Source organism: Streptomyces sp. TLI_053 (assembly GCF_900105395.1).
GTDB lineage: Bacteria > Actinomycetota > Actinomycetes > Streptomycetales > Streptomycetaceae > Kitasatospora.
In genome coordinates, this window is the sequence record NZ_LT629775.1 from 3370001 (window position 1) to 3384835 (window position 14835).

The 14835-nt window shown below is 73.5% G+C and carries 14 protein-coding genes and 1 pseudogene (1 of these 15 running past the window's edge); 5 read left to right on the forward strand and 10 right to left on the reverse strand.

The features are described 5' to 3' along the window. The 3 genes from BLU95_RS13295 to BLU95_RS13305 all read right to left on the reverse strand — a co-directional run. Nucleotides 1–482, reverse strand: partial view of a DUF3710 domain-containing protein gene (locus tag BLU95_RS13295; protein WP_093864850.1) — the 5' portion only. It extends 322 nt beyond the left edge of the window; the window shows 482 of its 804 coding nt (coding positions 1–482); it begins with the start codon at nt 480–482; the stop codon falls past the left edge of the window. Between the two features lie 69 nt (nt 483–551). Next, nucleotides 552–1019: a dUTP diphosphatase gene (gene dut, locus BLU95_RS13300; protein ID WP_093860213.1), complete on the reverse strand. Its 468-nt coding sequence runs from the start codon at nt 1017–1019 to the stop codon at nt 552–554. After that, the gene (locus tag BLU95_RS13305) at nt 1016–1633 is read right to left on the reverse strand and encodes a PaaI family thioesterase (protein ID WP_231978753.1); all 618 of its coding nucleotides are present in this window, start codon (nt 1631–1633) and stop codon (nt 1016–1018) included. The genes dut and BLU95_RS13305 overlap by 4 nt, the downstream gene beginning before the upstream one ends. Nucleotides 1634–1748: 115 nt before the next feature. On the opposite strand from BLU95_RS13305, the gene BLU95_RS13310 reads away from it, so the two are divergent. After that, nucleotides 1749–2198, forward strand: a complete 450-nt coding sequence (locus BLU95_RS13310) for a DUF3093 domain-containing protein (RefSeq protein WP_400749871.1) — start codon at nt 1749–1751, stop codon at nt 2196–2198. A 236-nt stretch (nt 2199–2434) separates the two neighbouring features. Here the strand turns inward: BLU95_RS13310 and BLU95_RS13315 are convergent, their stop codons facing one another. From BLU95_RS13315 to BLU95_RS13330, 4 genes are all read right to left on the reverse strand, one after another. Continuing rightward, entirely contained in the window at nt 2435–2734 is a 300-nt protein-coding gene (locus BLU95_RS13315) for a DUF4193 domain-containing protein (RefSeq protein ID WP_030396554.1), read from the reverse strand. A 508-nt stretch (nt 2735–3242) separates the two neighbouring features. After that, on the reverse strand, nt 3243–4151 hold the full coding sequence (locus BLU95_RS13320) for an acyl-ACP desaturase (protein WP_093864852.1): 909 nt from the start codon (nt 4149–4151) through the stop codon (nt 3243–3245). Between the two features lie 382 nt (nt 4152–4533). Further along, nucleotides 4534–5853: a sensor histidine kinase gene (locus tag BLU95_RS13325; RefSeq protein WP_093860215.1), complete on the reverse strand. Its 1320-nt coding sequence runs from the start codon at nt 5851–5853 to the stop codon at nt 4534–4536. Between the two features lie 56 nt (nt 5854–5909). Further along, a complete protein-coding gene (locus BLU95_RS13330; RefSeq protein WP_030396557.1) occupies nt 5910–6563 on the reverse strand; it encodes a response regulator transcription factor in 654 nt (217 codons plus the stop codon). Between the two features lie 503 nt (nt 6564–7066). On the opposite strand from BLU95_RS13330, the gene BLU95_RS13335 reads away from it, so the two are divergent. Then, nucleotides 7067–7252 carry a hypothetical protein gene (locus tag BLU95_RS13335; protein WP_030301315.1) on the forward strand — a complete coding sequence of 62 codons (186 nt, stop codon included), beginning with the start codon at nt 7067–7069 and terminating at the stop codon, nt 7250–7252. A 225-nt stretch (nt 7253–7477) separates the two neighbouring features. Here the strand turns inward: BLU95_RS13335 and BLU95_RS13340 are convergent, their stop codons facing one another. Next, complete coding sequence (locus tag BLU95_RS13340; RefSeq protein ID WP_093864853.1) at nt 7478–8284, reverse strand: inositol monophosphatase family protein; 807 nt, start codon at nt 8282–8284, stop codon at nt 7478–7480. Between the two features lie 54 nt (nt 8285–8338). Continuing rightward, nucleotides 8339–9480 (reverse strand): annotated as a pseudogene (locus BLU95_RS13345) (ferrochelatase). A 133-nt stretch (nt 9481–9613) separates the two neighbouring features. On the opposite strand from BLU95_RS13345, the gene BLU95_RS13350 reads away from it, so the two are divergent. Further along, nucleotides 9614–10870, forward strand: a complete 1257-nt coding sequence (locus tag BLU95_RS13350) for an MFS transporter (protein ID WP_093860216.1) — start codon at nt 9614–9616, stop codon at nt 10868–10870. Nucleotides 10871–10963: 93 nt separating this feature from the next. Further along, nucleotides 10964–12286, forward strand: coding sequence for a D-arabinono-1,4-lactone oxidase (locus tag BLU95_RS13355; RefSeq protein ID WP_093860217.1), 1323 nt, complete (start codon nt 10964–10966; stop codon nt 12284–12286). Here BLU95_RS13355 and BLU95_RS13360 read toward each other — a convergent pair. Then, nucleotides 12283–13224, reverse strand: a complete 942-nt coding sequence (locus BLU95_RS13360; protein WP_159424882.1) for a hypothetical protein — start codon at nt 13222–13224, stop codon at nt 12283–12285. The two genes, BLU95_RS13355 and BLU95_RS13360, sit on opposite strands and share 4 nt — an antisense overlap. Before the next feature lie 516 nt (nt 13225–13740). On the opposite strand from BLU95_RS13360, the gene sepH reads away from it, so the two are divergent. Further along, nucleotides 13741–14820 (forward strand): septation protein SepH, encoded by a 1080-nt coding sequence (gene sepH, locus BLU95_RS13365; protein WP_093860219.1) that lies wholly within the window; start codon nt 13741–13743, stop codon nt 14818–14820. Nucleotides 14821–14835: the final 15 nt, after the last annotated feature.

Sequence of the window (14835 nt, forward strand, 5' to 3'; positions counted from 1 at the left end):
TCCGGCAGCTGCACCGGGACCTGGGCGCGGAGGTGCCAGCCCAGCGGGCCCTCCTCCTCCTCGACGAGGCCGCCCTGCGAGGTGATGCCGTTGGCGATCTCCTCACGGACCTCGCCCCAGATGCCCTCCGACTTGGGGGCCGCGAAGGCCTGGAGCTGGATGGCGCTGCTGCCGAGGACCAGGGTCGCGGCCACGATCGAGTCGCCGGCCACCTCGACCCGGAGCTCCATGCCCTCGACACCGGGGACCAGCAGGCCGCCGAGGTCGACGCGGCCCTCCTCCGGGTTCTCCAGCTCGGAGTGGTCCCACGGACCGTCCGGACGCGGAGCCGGCGGCAGGCCGACCCGGTCCGTCGGGTCCAGCTCGGTCACGTTCTCGCTCTCGGCGGAACCTTCGACGTCATCGGCCGTCTCGTCGGCGCTGATGGCGTCGTCGGCGAGCTGCTCGACAGCGTCCTCGCTCTTCTGGCGACGACGGAACACGGTCACTGTCCTTCCCGGTCCAAGACCGATGCGAATACCTGCTCGGCTTCCTGCGAGGCCGCGGGCAGCCTAGACCGCGGCGTGGCCACCGGTCGACCCGAACCCGCCCTCGGCCCGTGCCGACCCCGGCAGCTCGGCCACTTCGTGGAAGCGGGCCTTCTCGACCTGCTGGACGACCAGCTGGGCGATCCGGTCCCCTCGGCGGAAGCTGACGGCCTCGCGCGGATCCAGATTGACGACGATCACCTTGATCTCTCCACGGTACCCGGCATCGACCGTCCCTGGGGCGTTCACCAGAGCAACACCGCAACGAGCTGCCAGTCCGGACCGGGGGTGGACGAACGCCGCGTAGCCGTCGGGCAACGCGATGGCGATGCCGGTGGGCAGCACCGCGCGCTCACCGGGGGCCAACTCCGCGTCCACGGTGGTCCGCAGGTCGGCGCCCGCGTCGCCGGGCTGCGCGTACTCGGGCAGCGGCAGCTCGGGGTCGAGCCGGCGGATCAGGACGTCGAGGGGCTCGCGGGGGGTGGTGCTCAAGGGTTCACCTCAAAGGTTCGGGCGCGCTGCATCAGGTCCGGGTCGTCGAGGACCTTCTCGATGTCCTCGGGACGACCGTGCTTGGTGAAGTGTTCCAGCTTCACCTGGATGAAGAGTGCCCGTGCGCGCACGGCGACCGGGCCGTCGGGCCCACCGATCCGCGCCTCGGCGGCACTGTAGATCTTCCGGCCGTGCGCGCCGGTGATCCAGGCCCGCAGGTGCAGCGTGGAGCCGACCGGCACCGGGGAGAGGAAGTCGGTCTCCAGCCGGCCGGTGACGGCGGGGACGTGCAGCAGCCAGTTGAGGGTGCCGAGGGTCTCGTCCATGGCCGTGGTGAGCAGGCCGCCGTGGGCCAGCCCGGGGCCGCCCTGGTGCTCCGGGCGGACGGTGAACTCGGCGGTGACGTCGAGGCCGGTCCCGGCGACCGCGTCGATCCGCAGTCCGCCGGGGTGCTGCGGGCCGCAGCCGAAGCAGTGCTCGTAGTGGGAGCCGAGGCGGGTGCCGGGGGCCGGGGCCTCGGGCGCGCGCGGCGGGAGGACGGCCTCCGGCGGGGGCGTCGCGGGCGACGCCGGGTGGGCCGGGGCCGCGGACTCGCTGGGGGCGGCGGGGGTCAGGGGCGCGGTGGGGGCAGTCGAACCGGTCACGGCGCCCAACCCTACCGACCGGTAGCCGTGCCGGGAGCGGGGGTTGCGTCGGGAGCCCGGTGTATCGACGCCCACAATGGGGGGCATGTACGACGAACGCCTCACCGCGCCGCGCTCCTGGTGGCTGTTCCCGGTCCTGATCGGCCTCACGCTCGCCCTGATCCTGCTGCGGATCAGCGCGGTGGGCGCCCTGGTCGGGCTGGTGGTCGGCATCGCCGCCGGCGCCGCCGCGATCAGCAGTTACGGCTCCGCCCGGATCCGGGTGGTCCAGGGCTCCCTGGTGGCCGGCCCGGCCCGGATCCCGGTGGACGCCCTCGGCGCCGCCCACGCGCTCGGTCCGGCCGAGGCCGCGGCCTGGCGCGGCCCCAAGGCCGACCCGCGGGCCTTCATGCTGCTGCGCAGCTACGTGCCGACCGCGCTCCGGGTCGAGGTCAGCGATCCGACCGACCCGACGCCCTACCTCTACCTCTCCACCCGCTCGCCGATGAAGCTCGCCGAGGCCCTGGAAGAGGCCCGCCGGAACGCCCGCGCCTGAGCGGGGCCCGCGGGGCCGACGCCCGGCCCCGGCCGGAACAGACGGAGAGGGACGGTACCGCCTCGCGGTACCGTCCCTCGGCGTCTCCGGGAGACGCGCTTCCGTCCGCCCGTACGACTGGTGCGTCCGTCGGGACGGACGCCGGAGCTGCCGTCCGGCCCCGCTGCCCGGGGCCGGAAGGGGCGTCGCACCGGTCTCGCGGACACCGCGAGGCCCGAGTCATGACGCCCTGGTCCTCAGGCGCCGCAGTCCCGGCAGATCGGGTTGCCGTTCTTCTCGCTGTACAGCTGGCTGCGGTGGTGGACCAGGAAGCAGCTCATGCAGGTGAACTCGTCGGCCTGCCGCGGCAGCACCCGGACGGAGAGTTCCTCGTTCGAGAGGTCCGCGCCGGGGAGCTCCATGCCCTCGGCCGCCTCGAACTCGTCGACGTCGACCGCGTTGCCGCCCTTGTCGTTCCTGCGGGCCTTGAGCTCCTCGATGCTGTCTTCGTTGAGCTCGTCGTCGGTCTTGCGTGGGGTGTCGTAGTCGGTAGCCATATTTCGCTCTCCCCCTCCGGGTTGTGCGGTGTGTGCGGTATCTCCAGCGCACGTAACGCATGGGGGGTCGGTCTTGTGCCCGACCCGAGGCGGAGATTTTGCCTTACTTCAAGCCCTGTTACTCAATCGACACCCGGCCGGGGGTCCGCCGGGATGATCCACTTGGGCTCCCGGAGCCTCACGCAGGGCCATCGCCGGAGCGGGTCGGCGAGCGCCCGGCAGACACACTCCGTAAGCGAAGGTCCCCCGCGCGCCCGCCAATTCCCTTGCCCACCAGGGCGGGGAGCCGATCCTTCGCCCCGCGTCCGATCGCCGTTCCGGTCACGGACGGCAATCGCGGGGGCCCGAACGATGATCACTCTCCGGGGTTGCCCGATCCCCCGGAGCGACACGGTGTGACCTTGGTCACGTTAGGCTCCGGGCTGGGCAAACCATGGAAAATCCGCCCAAGCCAGTACGTCTGCCGCGGTGCCCGCCGGAGCGTCCGGACGGGCACCCGCCGCCCGGCCTACTGCTGCCGGGCCGCGATGCGCGCCAGCCGGGCCGCCTGCCGCTCGTCGAACTTGGTCGCCTGGGCGTCCAGCCCGCCGAGGAAGACGCCGAGCTCCTCCTGGGCCCGCAGGCCCTCGGGGCCGAGTCCGCCGATCTCCATCACCTTGAGGTGGCGCAGCACGGGCTGCAGCACGTCGTCGTGGTGGATGCGGAGGTTGTAGACGCCGCCGAGGGCGATCTGCGCGGCGGCCCGCTCGAAGCCGGGGATGCCGTGGCCGGGCATCCGGAAGTCGGTCACCACGTCGGCGATCGCCCGCATGGCCTGGTCGGGGGCGATCTCCAGGGCGGCCTTCAGCAGGTTCCGGTAGAAGACCATGTGCAGGTTCTCGTCGTTGGCGATCTTCGCGAGCAGCTGGTCCGCCAGCGGGCAGCCGGCGTAGTGGCCGGTGTTGCGGTGCGAGATGCGGGTCGCGAGCTCCTGGAAGGCCACGTAGGCGACCGACTGCAGCATGCTGTGCGCGTTGTCGGACACGAAGCCCTCGGCCATGTGGGACATCCGCGCCCGCTCCAGCTCGTCCGGGTCGACGGCCCGGGTGGTGAGCAGGTAGTCGCGGATGGCTATGCCGTGCCGCCCCTCCTCCGCCGTCCAGCGGTGGACCCACGTCCCCCAGGCGCCCTCGCGGCCGAACATGGTCGCGATCTCGTGGTGGTAGCTCGGGAGGTTGTCCTCGGTGAGCAGGTTGACCACCAGCGAGACCCGGCCGAGCGGGGTCACCTTGGAGTCGCCGGGCTCCCAGGCCTCGCCGCCCAGCACGCCGGGGAAGTCGCGCCCGCGGCTCCAGGGCACGAACTCGTGCGGCATCCACTCCTTGGCGACCTTGAGGTGGCGCTCGAGCTCCTTCTCGACGACCTCTTCGAGGGCCATGATCAGTCGCGCGTCGGTCCAGGCGCTCGAACCGAGCGAGGCGCTGCGCTGCACGGGGGCGATGGTCACGGGTCTGGCTCCTGGGGGAGGTCACGCGCCGGAGGAGCGCGTTGGACGGGCACACCGGAGTACTGGGGGCAACCGCACTTACGGTTGCGTAGGTTACGACACCGTAAGTTGCCCGGGCCGGAAAAGACAAGCCGCCCCCGCCAGGGCTTATGTCGTCTTGACATGCCTGGCGGGGGCGGCTGGGAACGGTCCGCGCACGGAGCTGGCCCGGGCTGGGCGGCGGACGGGCCCGAGAAGGGCCGTGAAGGGGTCGTGGCGGCTCCGGGAGCTGCCCGGTGCGGCCTCTGTGCGGGAGGGGTGCCGGGAGCGCCCGCTAGATACCGGGGATGCGCACGCGCATGGTGAGGCCGCCGCCGGCGCGCGGGGTCGCCTCGATGGTGCCGTTGTGCGCCCGGACCACCGAGCGGACGATCGAGAGGCCGAGGCCGACCCCCTTGTCGCTGCGGGTGCGGTCGGCGCCCTTGACCCGGCGGAACGGCTCGAAGATGTGCTCCAGCTCGTAGCCGGGCACCACCGGGCCGGTGTTGGAGACCACCAGCTCGCCGCCGCCGGGGACCGGGGCGGTGGTGATCTCCACCCAGCCGTCCGGGGAGTTGTAGCGGACGGCGTTCTGGAGCAGGTTGAGCGCGATCCGCTCCAGCAGGATGCCGTTGCCCGCGACCATCGCCGGGTGCAGCGTGGCGCGCAGGTCGACCTCCCGTTTGGCGGCCTCGGAGCGGGTCTGCTCCAGCGCCCGGGTGGCCGCCTCGGACAGCTCCACCGGACGGCGGTCGGTCAGCTCGTTGTCGCTACGGGCGAGCAGCAGCAGGCCCTCGACCAGCTGCTCGCTGCGCTCGTTGGTGGCCAGCAGGGTCTTGCCGAGCTGCTGGAGGTCGGCCGAGGCGGCCGGGTCGGAGAGCTGGACCTCGAGCAGGGTCCGGTTGATCGCGAGCGGGGTGCGGAGCTCGTGCGAGGCGTTGGCGACGAAGCGGCGCTGGGAGTCGAAGGACCGGTCCAGCCGCTCCAGCATGTCGTCGAAGGTGTCCGCGAGCTCCTTGAGCTCGTCGTCCGGGCCGTCCAGCTCGATCCGCCGGTGCAGGTCGGAGGAGGCGACCTCACGGGCGGTGCGGGTGATCCGGCCGAGCGGGCGCAGCACCCGGCCGGCCATCGCGTAGCCGGCCGCGAAGGCGATCGCGGCCAGGCAGACCAGCATGGTGAGGGTCTTGCGCAGCAGGGTGTTCAGCGCGGTGTTGGCCTGGTTCAGCTGGAAGGCGTCCAGCCAGTTGTTGAAGCCCTGGGCCGACACCTGCTGCCCGTCCGGGGTGATGAAGGTGAACGGCACGTCGGAGTGGATCGAGATGTTCGGCACCTGGCTGTCGCGGAAGCCCTGCCGGACGAAGACGTACATCAGCAGCAGCAGCGCCACCCCGGCCATCAGGAACATCCCGCCGTAGAGCAGGGTGAGCCGGATCCGGATGGTCGGGCGGAAGGGCAGCCAGGCGAGCATGCCGTCACCGGGCACGTAGCTCTCGGGCTGGTGCAGCCGGGGCGCGCGGGGCGGCTGGGAGGGCTTGGGCGGGACGGGCCGGCCGGGCACGGCGCGCCCGCCGGAGGGCGCGCCGGAGGGCCCGCCGGCCGAGGGCGGGGTGGTCATGATGGTCCTCTCGGGGCGTCCGCCGGGGGGCGGGCGCGGGGTGGGGGCGGGTCCGGTCAGATCCGGTAGCCGGACCCGGGCACGGTGACGATCACCGGCGGGTCGCCGAGCTTGCGGCGCAGGGTCATCACGGTGACGCGCACGACGTTGGTGAACGGGTCGGTGTGCTCGTCCCAGGCCTTCTCGAGCAACTGCTCGGCAGAGACGACGGCGCCGCCGGCCCGCATCAGGACCTCCAGGACGGCGAATTCCTTGGGGGCGAGCTGGACCGGGCGGCCGTCCCTGATGACCTCGCGACGGCCCGGGTCGACCGAGATGCCGGCCCGTTCCAGGATCGGGGGCAGCGGGACGGTGGCGCGGCGGCCCAGGGCGCGGACCCGGGCGACGAGTTCGCTGAAGGCGAACGGCTTCGGAAGGTAGTCGTCCGCCCCGATCTCGAGGCCCTCGACCCGGTCGCTGATGTCGCCGGAGGCGGTCAGCATGATCACCCGGGTGGCGAGGCCCTGCTCGACCACACTGCGGCAGACGTCGTCGCCGTGGACCAGCGGCAGGTCGCGGTCGAGGACGACCACGTCGTAGTCGTTGACCGCGATGCGCTGGAGCGCGGCCTCCCCGTCGTACACCACGTCGACGGCCATCGCCTCGCGGCGCAGACCCGTGGCGACTGCCTCGGCGAGCAGCTGCTCGTCCTCGACGACGAGAACCCGCACGGTCGTTGTCCCTTCTCCAGGCCGGCCCCGGAGGCGGACGCACGGCTCCGACGGTGCCTCCATCCTGCCTGGTCCTGCGGTAAAGCAGCGATAAGCTGCCCCGGAGGCAGGTCCGCCGCCGGACGGTGCCGGGCGCGCGGCGGTTCCGCGACGGGGGGTCCGCGGCCGGGGTCCGCACAGGGGTTCGCACAGGGGTTCGTGGCGGGAACAGTCCGGTTGGACTGTGACGCGGGCAACTTTCTCGCGGCAGGAGGTTTCCCCGCCCCGGGGGCGGGGAGGACAGCTGCACACCCGCGATCCGGTTTCTGAGCCGATCGCACCCACCCGCCGTGCGTTCATCCGCGCCGGCCCTGGGGCTCGGGGCGTCACGGGAGCGGCCGAGGGCCGTCTCCGCGCCCGACCGGACATCTTCACCGAACCGGATCGGACGCTTCCGTTGGCTACCGCACACCTGGGGCAGGGGGCGCACGACCGTGCACGTCCGACACAGTAAGGGGGCCCGTATGGACGCCTTCACCGCCGGAATCCTGCAGCGCATCGCCAACGCCGAGCAGGACCTGCACCGCGCGATCGAGGCCGGGGACGAGTTCCTCGCCGAGGTGGAACAGTCCGAGCTGGACGATCTGCGCCGTCTCGCCGCCGAGCACGGCGTGGACACGGTGCTGGAGCGCCACCGCACCGCCGCCTGATCCTCCGACCGCCCGACCCGTCGCCGGACCTCCGGCACCAGCGGCCCTACGGGGGCCGTGCGAAAACCCAGGCCCTGGCATCCCCCGTATGTCAGGGCTCTTCGCTGCCCCTCGTGGCCGGAACCGCCACCGGGCCCGCCCGCCGTCGCGCGGGCGGGCCCGGTGGCGTCGGGGCGCGTCTGCACGTTCGCGTCGCGACATCCGGCGGGAAGGTGCAGAGACGCCCTACCGGTCGGCCCAGGCCCGCAGGGCGGCCAGTCGCTCCTGGAGCGGCTCGTACACCCCGGGCGCGGCGGCCACGGTCAGCTCGCCGTCCGGGCCGTGCCCGGGGCGGCCGCCGACCAGGGCGCCGGCCTCGGCCGCGATCAGGCAGCCCGCCGCCCGGTCCCAGGGGGCCAGCCCGCGCTCGTAGTAGCCGTCCAACCGGCCCGCCGCGACGTCGCAGAGGTCCACGGCCGCGGCGCCGGCCCGCCGGATGTCGCGCACCTCCGGCATCAGGGCGAGCACCACCTCGGCCTGCCGCACCCGCACCTCGCGGACGTAGGCGAAGCCGGTGCCGATCAGTGCCTGGCCCCACGGCGGCGCCGGGCGGGTGGAGAGCGGCTGTCCGTCCCGGTGGGCCCCGCGACCGATCACGGCGTGGAAGAGCTCGCCGCGCGCCGGGGCGTACACCACCCCGACCACGGCGTGCCCGTCCAGCTCGGCGGCCACGCTGACCGCCCAGGAGGGCAGCCCGTACAAATAGTTGACCGTGCCGTCGAGCGGATCGACGACCCAGCGCACACCGCTGGTGCCGGGCCGCTCCGCGCCCTCCTCGCCGAGGTAGCCGTCCTCGGGCCGGCGGGCCGTGATCAACTCCAGGACGAGTTTCTCCGAGGCCAGGTCCATCTCGGTCACCACGTCGACCGGGCTGCTCTTGGTGCCGGCCACACCGAGGTCGGCGGGCCGGCCGTCGAGCAGCAGCGCCCCGGCCCGGCGGGCGGCGTCCAGGGCGACGTCGAGCAGCTCGTCGAGCAGGGCGGGGTCGGGCACGGCGGGGCTGGACACGGGTTCTCCTCCGGGACGGTTCGGAACGGGACCGGGCGCTCAGCGCTCGGCGGCGGCCGGGCGGGGCGCGCGCGGGTTGGGGCAGCAGGCCACCGCGCAGACGTCGTGGCTGGGCCCGAGCGCGCCCAGGGCGCAGCGGGACACCGGCTCGCCGCGCTCGGCGGCGGCCCGCTCCAGGACGAGCTCGCGGACGGCGGCGGTGAACCGGGGGTCGGCCCCGACGGTGGCGGCCCGGGCGACCGGCAGGCCCAGTTCGGCCGCCCTGGCCGTCGCCTCGGTGTCGAGGTCGTACTTGACCTCCATGTGGTCGGAGACGAAGCCGATCGGGACCATCACCACGGCCGGGGCGCCGTCGGCGTGCTGCGCCTCGAGGTGGTCGCAGATGTCGGGCTCCAGCCACGGGATGTGCGGGGCGCCGCTGCGGCTCTGGAAGACCAGCTCCCAGCGGCGGTCCGCGACGCCGGTGCGAGCGGCGACCGCGGCGGCGACCAGCCGGGCGACGTCCAGGTGCTGGGCGACGTAGGCACCGCCCGGGCGGCCCCGGGCCGGGTCGTCCGGGGCGCCGGAGGTCTCGGCCATGGTGTCGGGGATCGAGTGGGTGGTGAACGCCAGCCGGGCGCCGGCCCTGGTCCGCTCGGGCAGCCGGTCCAGGGCGGCCAGGGTGGCCTCGGTCATCGGCTCGACGAAGCCGGGGTGGTTGTAGAAGTGCCGCAGCTTGTCGACCCGGAGTTCCGGCAGTCCCTCGGCGGCCAGGGCGGCCAGCGCGTCGGCGAGGTTCTCCCGGTACTGGCGGCAGCCGGAGTAGCCGGCGTAGGCGCTGGTGGCGAGGACGGCGATCCGGCGGTGCCCGTCGGCGGCCAGCTCGCGCAGGGTGTCGACCAGGTAGGGCGCCCAGTTCCGGTTGCCCCAGTACACCGGCAGGTCGAGGCCGTGCTCGGCGAAGTCCTTGCGCAGCGCGGCCAGCAGGTCGCGGTTCTGCTCGTTGATCGGGCTGACGCCGCCGAACAGGAAGTAGTGCTTGCCCACTTCCCGGAGCCGTTCCTTGGGGATCCCCCGGCCGCGGGTGACGTTCTCCAGGAACGGCACGACGTCCTCGGGGCCTCGGGCCCGCCGAAGGAGAGCAGCAGCAGGGCGTCGTACGGGGCGGCGCCGGTGAGGGAGGTGTTGCGCACGTCGGACATGGGACCGATCCTGCCACTGTGGGCCCCGGGGCCGACGCCGGGACGGCGCCCGGTGTCCGGAAAATACCGATTGCCAAGGTTCGTAAGCTGTTGAGACCAGCCTCGTCCCTTACCCCCGATTTGCGGAGCTCCCGTGCTGTCCAGCTACCGCCAGATATTCGCCGCCCCCGGCACTCTGGCCTTCTCGTCCAGCGGCTTCATCGCCAGGTTGCCGATCTCGATGACCGGCATCGGCATCGTCACCATGCTCTCCCAGCTGAGGGGCTCGTACGGCATCGCGGGCCTGGTGTCGGCGACGCTGGCGGTCTCGGCGGCGATCCTGGGGCCGATGGTCTCCTGGCTGGTGGACCGGCACGGGCAGCGCCGGGTCGCCGTGCCGGCGACCGTCATCACGATCGCCGCCGCGACCGGACTGCTGCTGTGCGCCCACTTCTCGGCGCCGACCTGGACGCTGTTCGTCTTCGCGGTCGGCATGGGCGGGATGCCCAGCACCGGCGCGATGGTCCGTGCGCGCTGGGCGCACCTGTACCGGGACGAGGCGCCGAAGCTGCACACCGCCTACTCCTTCGAGGCGGTGGTCGACGAGGTCTGCTTCATCGTCGGCCCGATCCTGTCGATCGGACTGGCCACCGCGGTCTTCCCGGAGGCGGGCGTCCTGCTCGCCGGGGTCTTCCTCGCCGTCGGCATCGCCCTGTTCACCGCGCAGCGGCGGACCGAGCCGCCGCTGCATCCCGCGCACGCCCACACCGGCCGCAGCGCGATCCTGAACGGCGGCCTGGTCGTCCTGGTGCTGACCTTCGTCGCCACCGGGGCGATCTTCGGCTCGGTCGAGGTGGTCACCGTCGCCTACGCCGAGGCCCAGGGCCACAAGGCGCTCGCCAGCGTGATCCTGGCGCTCTGGGCGCTCGGCTCCTGCGTGGCCGGCTTCGTGTTCGGCACCCTGAAGCTCACCGGGTCGATGGCGAGCCGCTTCTTCGGCGGGGTGGTCTTCATGGCGGTCAGCATGGTGCCGCTGCTGCTGGTCGCCGAGGCGGTGAGCGGGGTGGGCGGCCTGGTCGCGGTCGGCGGCGCGCTGCTGATCGCGGGCATCGCCATCTCCCCCACCCTGATCACCGCGATGGCCCTGGTCGAGCGGCTGGTGCCGCCCGCCCAGCTGACCGAGGGCATGACCTGGACGACCACCGGGCTGGCGATCGGCGTCGCGATCGGTTCCTCGGTCGGCGGCTGGACGATCGACGCCGCGGGGGCAGCGGCCGGTTACTGGGTCCCGCTGACCGCCGGGCTGTTCGGCGTCCTGACGGCGGCGGCCGGACTCAAGCGGCTGCGGGCCGGGCTGGACGCCGAACCGGGCAGCCCCGCGTCCACCGAAACCGTGGACCTCGGACGCTGACCTGACTTACCCTCCTCCCTACCCGCGGCCTACCCGCGGGTAGGGAACGAGGTGAGCCGAAGCCCGTTCGGCCACGGAGCAGGAGGCGCCGCAATGCCCCAGGCCAGTACCGCTGCCCGCACCCGCTGGACCAACTGGGCGGGCAACCAGAGCACCGTGCCCGCGCGGGTGGTCACCCCCGGCAGTGCGGAGGAACTGGCCAAGGAGATCCTGCGCGCCGCCGACCGGGGCGAGACCGTCAAGGCGGTCGGTTCCGGCCACTCCTTCACCGCGATCGCCTCCGCCGGCAACGGCGTCCTGGTCCGCCCGCACGGGCTGACCGCCGTCCGCGGGATCGACCACGAGAACGGCACCGTCACCGTCGAGGCCGGACTGCCGCTGCACCGGCTCAACCGGCTGCTCGCCGCCGCGGGCCTCTCGCTCACCAACATGGGCGACATCGAGGTGCAGACCGTGGCCGGCGCCACCAGCACCGGCACCCACGGCACCGGCCGGGACTCCGGGTCGCTGGCCGCCCAGATCCGCGGGCTGGAGATCGTGCTCGCCGACGGAAGCGTCCGGCACTGCTCCCCCGCCGCGGACCCGGAGCTGTTCGAGGCCGCCCGGCTCGGCCTCGGCGCGCTCGGCGTGATCACCGCGCTCACCCTCGCCGTCGAACCGGCCTTCCTGCTCACCGCGCACGAGCAGCCGATGCGCTTCGACGAGGTGCTGCACCGGCTGGACGACCTCACCGCCGTCAACGAGCACTTCGAGTTCTACTGGTTCCCGCACACCGACCGCTGCTCCACCAAGCGCAACAACCGCAGCCAGGGGCCGGCCGCTCCGCTGCCCCGGTTCAAGGAGTGGCTGGAGGACGACTTCCTCTCCAACACCGTCTGGGAGGGCGCCTGCCGGGTCGGGCGCCGCTTCCCCGCCTCGGTGCCGACGATCGCCGCGCTGGCCAGCCGGGCCTGGTCGGACCGCAGCTACACCGACACCGCCCACCGGGTCTTCACCAGCCCCCGCAAGGTGCGCTTCGTCGAGATGGAGTACGCGGTGCCGCGTGCCTCGGTGGGCGAGGTGCTGCGCGAGCTGCGGGCCTTGGTCGAGCGGTCCCGCTGGCGGATCAGCTTCCCGGTCGAGGTGCGGTTCGCCCCGGCCGACGAGGTCTGGCTCTCCACCGCCCACGGCCGGGACACCGCCTACATCGCCGTCCACCTGTACCGGGGCACCGCGGAGCAGGGCTACTTCACGGCGGTGGAGCGGCTGATGACCGAACACGGCGGCCGGCCGCACTGGGGCAAGCTGCACACCCGGGACGCCGAGTACCTCGCCGGGGTCTACCCGCGCTTCGCGGACTTCACCGCGCTGCGCGACGAGCTCGACCCGGACCGCCGCTTCGGCAACGACTACCTGCGCCGGGTACTGGGCGCCTAGGACGCCTGGGGTGCCGGCGGCACCTGGGGGGCCCGGGGCGTGGTCGCCGGGTCCGGGGCCGCCGGCGGGGGGACGACGGCGGTGGTCGGGTCCGGGGGCTTCGGGACCGCGCCGCCGGACGGCTTCGCGGAGGCGCTCCCGCCGCCGGACGGCGCCGGGGACGTGGCCGGGGCGGAGGGCTCGCCGGAGGGGCGGGCCGAGGGGGAGCCCGAGGCCGGCGCGGACGGCGTGGCGCCGGAACCGCCCGGGGCGCCGGAGGACGGGGAGGCCGTCGGGGCGGAGGACGGCCCCTCGCCGTCCTCGCCCGGACGGGCACCGGGGGCCGGCCGGCCGGAGGCGCCGCCGTCCCGGCCCGCGGAGGGCGAGGGCACGGCCGCCGGCCCGGAGGGCGGCGCGTCGCCCGGCGGCTTCCGGTCGACCCGGCCGCCCAGCGAGGTGCCGGTGCCCGACTCGCCCTGGACCGTCGCCGACACCGGTCGGCCGGTCGCCAGCTCGAAGGCGAGGATCGGCACCATCGCGACCGTGAACACCAGGGCCGAGACGGCCGCGTACGTCCACCGGCTCCGCCGGCGCCGCGCCCGGAGCAGTCTCGGCGCGCTCCACCCGTCCGGACCGGGCGGCGGGACCGGGTCGGCCCGGTCCGGCTCCGGCGCCTGCCGCAGACCGTTCGCGAGCTGCCCCGGACCGGCGGCGCGGTCGACCGCGCCGCGCAGCTGCTCGCCGGTGCGCCGGAAGAGGTGCTGGAACAGCGCCCCGCCGGTGGTCGCGCCGATACTCACCACCGCCGCGCCGAGAATGGTTCCGTACACCCCGAGTTCGGACGCCAGCACCGCCCCCACCACGGTGGCCAGCGCGCTGGCGGCGACCTGAGTCGCACTCAGATCAATTCGCCTGCGACCTTCCTCCGCCGCGCCCCGTTCGGGCTTCTGCTCCGGCATCGACATCCCTCGCGTCAGTACGACTGTCCTTCGAACAAGTCACTCCATCCTGCCCAAAGAAGGACACAAGGGTCGAAAATGCGGTTCTCCGCGAGAGATATATGTGAAGATGATCACCGTTCATCGGTCGATCCTCGGCCATTGGGGTCGTGTGCTCTTGAGATTCCCGTGAATCGCGGGAGACTTGAGCGGCGAGCCGCCCCTTCGGATGCCACGAATGGAGTACTGTTCGTAAAGCCTGAGCCCAGGTCGACTTGTCGACTGCCCATCAACCGGCAGCTTGACAAGGAGTGGTGGCGCAGGCGCGCACGGCGACACCGGTCCCGGATCGTCGCGTCACTCCACGTGCGAGGACGGTCGGGGCACCCAGGCGCGACGTCGACGGATGACGTGGCAAAAAGGCAACCGTGCCACAGCGGTGTGGCCGGGCGTAAGCCCGACACGCCGGGGAACTCAGCAAGGTTGTGGCCAGTCGCGAGTGGGCAGGCCACACTCAGTACGGGAGCAGCGACGCAGGTGACGTCGGCAGGCACCACCCGGGAGGTAAGCGTGCCCGAACTGCGGGTTGTGGCCGTCAGCAACGACGGCACACGGCTGGTGCTCAAGGCTGCCGACAGCACCGAGTACACCCTCCCCATCGACGAGCGGCTGCGGGCCGCCATCCGTGGTGACCGGCCGCGCCTCGGCCAGATCGAGATCGAGGTCGAGAGCCACCTCCGCCCCCGGGACATCCAGGCGCGGATACGAGCCGGTGCCTCCGCCGAGGAGGTCGCCCAGGCCGCCGGCATCTCCGTCGACCGGGTCCGCCGCTTCGAGGGTCCGGTGCTGGCCGAGCGCGCCTTCATGGCCGAGCGGGCCCGGAAGACCGCGATCCGCCGGCACGGCGAGGCCCCCGGCCCGCAGCTGGGCGAGGCGGTCTCCGAGCGGCTGGCGCTGCGCGGCGCCGAGAAGGAGACCGAGCGCTGGGACTCCTGGCGGCGCGACGACGGCACCTGGGAGGTCATCCTCTCCTACCGGGCCGACGGCGAGGGCCGCAGTGCGGCCTGGACGTACGACCCGCCCCGGCGGCTGGTGCAGCCCAACGACGACGAGGCCCGCGCGCTGATCGGCGAGTCGGTCGAGCGCGAGGACGATTCGGTCTTCCCGTTCATCCCGCGGATCGCCCGACTCCCCCACGACCGGCCGCTGCGCCCGATGATCGACCGGCCCTCGGCGGACCGGATCATGTCGGCCCGCGAGGTGCGGGAGTCCCGTGAGGCGACGGCCGAGTCCCGGGACTCGCTGACCAGCCTGCTGGACGTGGTGCCCGCCTTCCGCGGCGACCTCGCGGTCGGCGCGCCGCCGCCGATCGAGCCGGTGCCCGCCGAGGTGGCCGAGGAGGAGGTCGCGGAGCCCGCGGCCGCCGCCCCGGCGGTCGGCGCGGGTTCGGCGTACGCGGACATCCTGATGCCCCGGGCGGTGGCACCGCACCGGGAGCGGCTGGTCGGCACCACCGACCGTCAGGCCGAGGCCGACGGTGTGCGGCCCGGGCGCCGGGCCACCGTGCCGAGCTGGGACGAGATCGTCTTCGGCAGCCGGCGCAAGAAGCAGGAGTAGCACCGCGGGGCGGCA

Coding starts and splice junctions, on each gene's coding strand:
- BLU95_RS13310 (WP_400749871.1), top strand. CDS start 1,749: ATGTACGACGAACGCCTCACCGCGCCGCGCTCCTGGTGGCTGTTCCCG.
- BLU95_RS13315 (WP_030396554.1), bottom strand. CDS start 2,734: ATGGCTACCGACTACGACACCCCACGCAAGACCGACGACGAGCTCAAC.
- BLU95_RS13320 (WP_093864852.1), bottom strand. CDS start 4,151: ATGGCCCTCGAAGAGGTCGTCGAGAAGGAGCTCGAGCGCCACCTCAAG.
- BLU95_RS13325 (WP_093860215.1), bottom strand. CDS start 5,853: ATGACCACCCCGCCCTCGGCCGGCGGGCCCTCCGGCGCGCCCTCCGGC.
- BLU95_RS13335 (WP_030301315.1), top strand. CDS start 7,067: ATGGACGCCTTCACCGCCGGAATCCTGCAGCGCATCGCCAACGCCGAG.
- BLU95_RS13355 (WP_093860217.1), top strand. CDS start 10,964: ATGCCCCAGGCCAGTACCGCTGCCCGCACCCGCTGGACCAACTGGGCG.
- BLU95_RS13360 (WP_159424882.1), bottom strand. CDS start 13,224: ATGCCGGAGCAGAAGCCCGAACGGGGCGCGGCGGAGGAAGGTCGCAGG.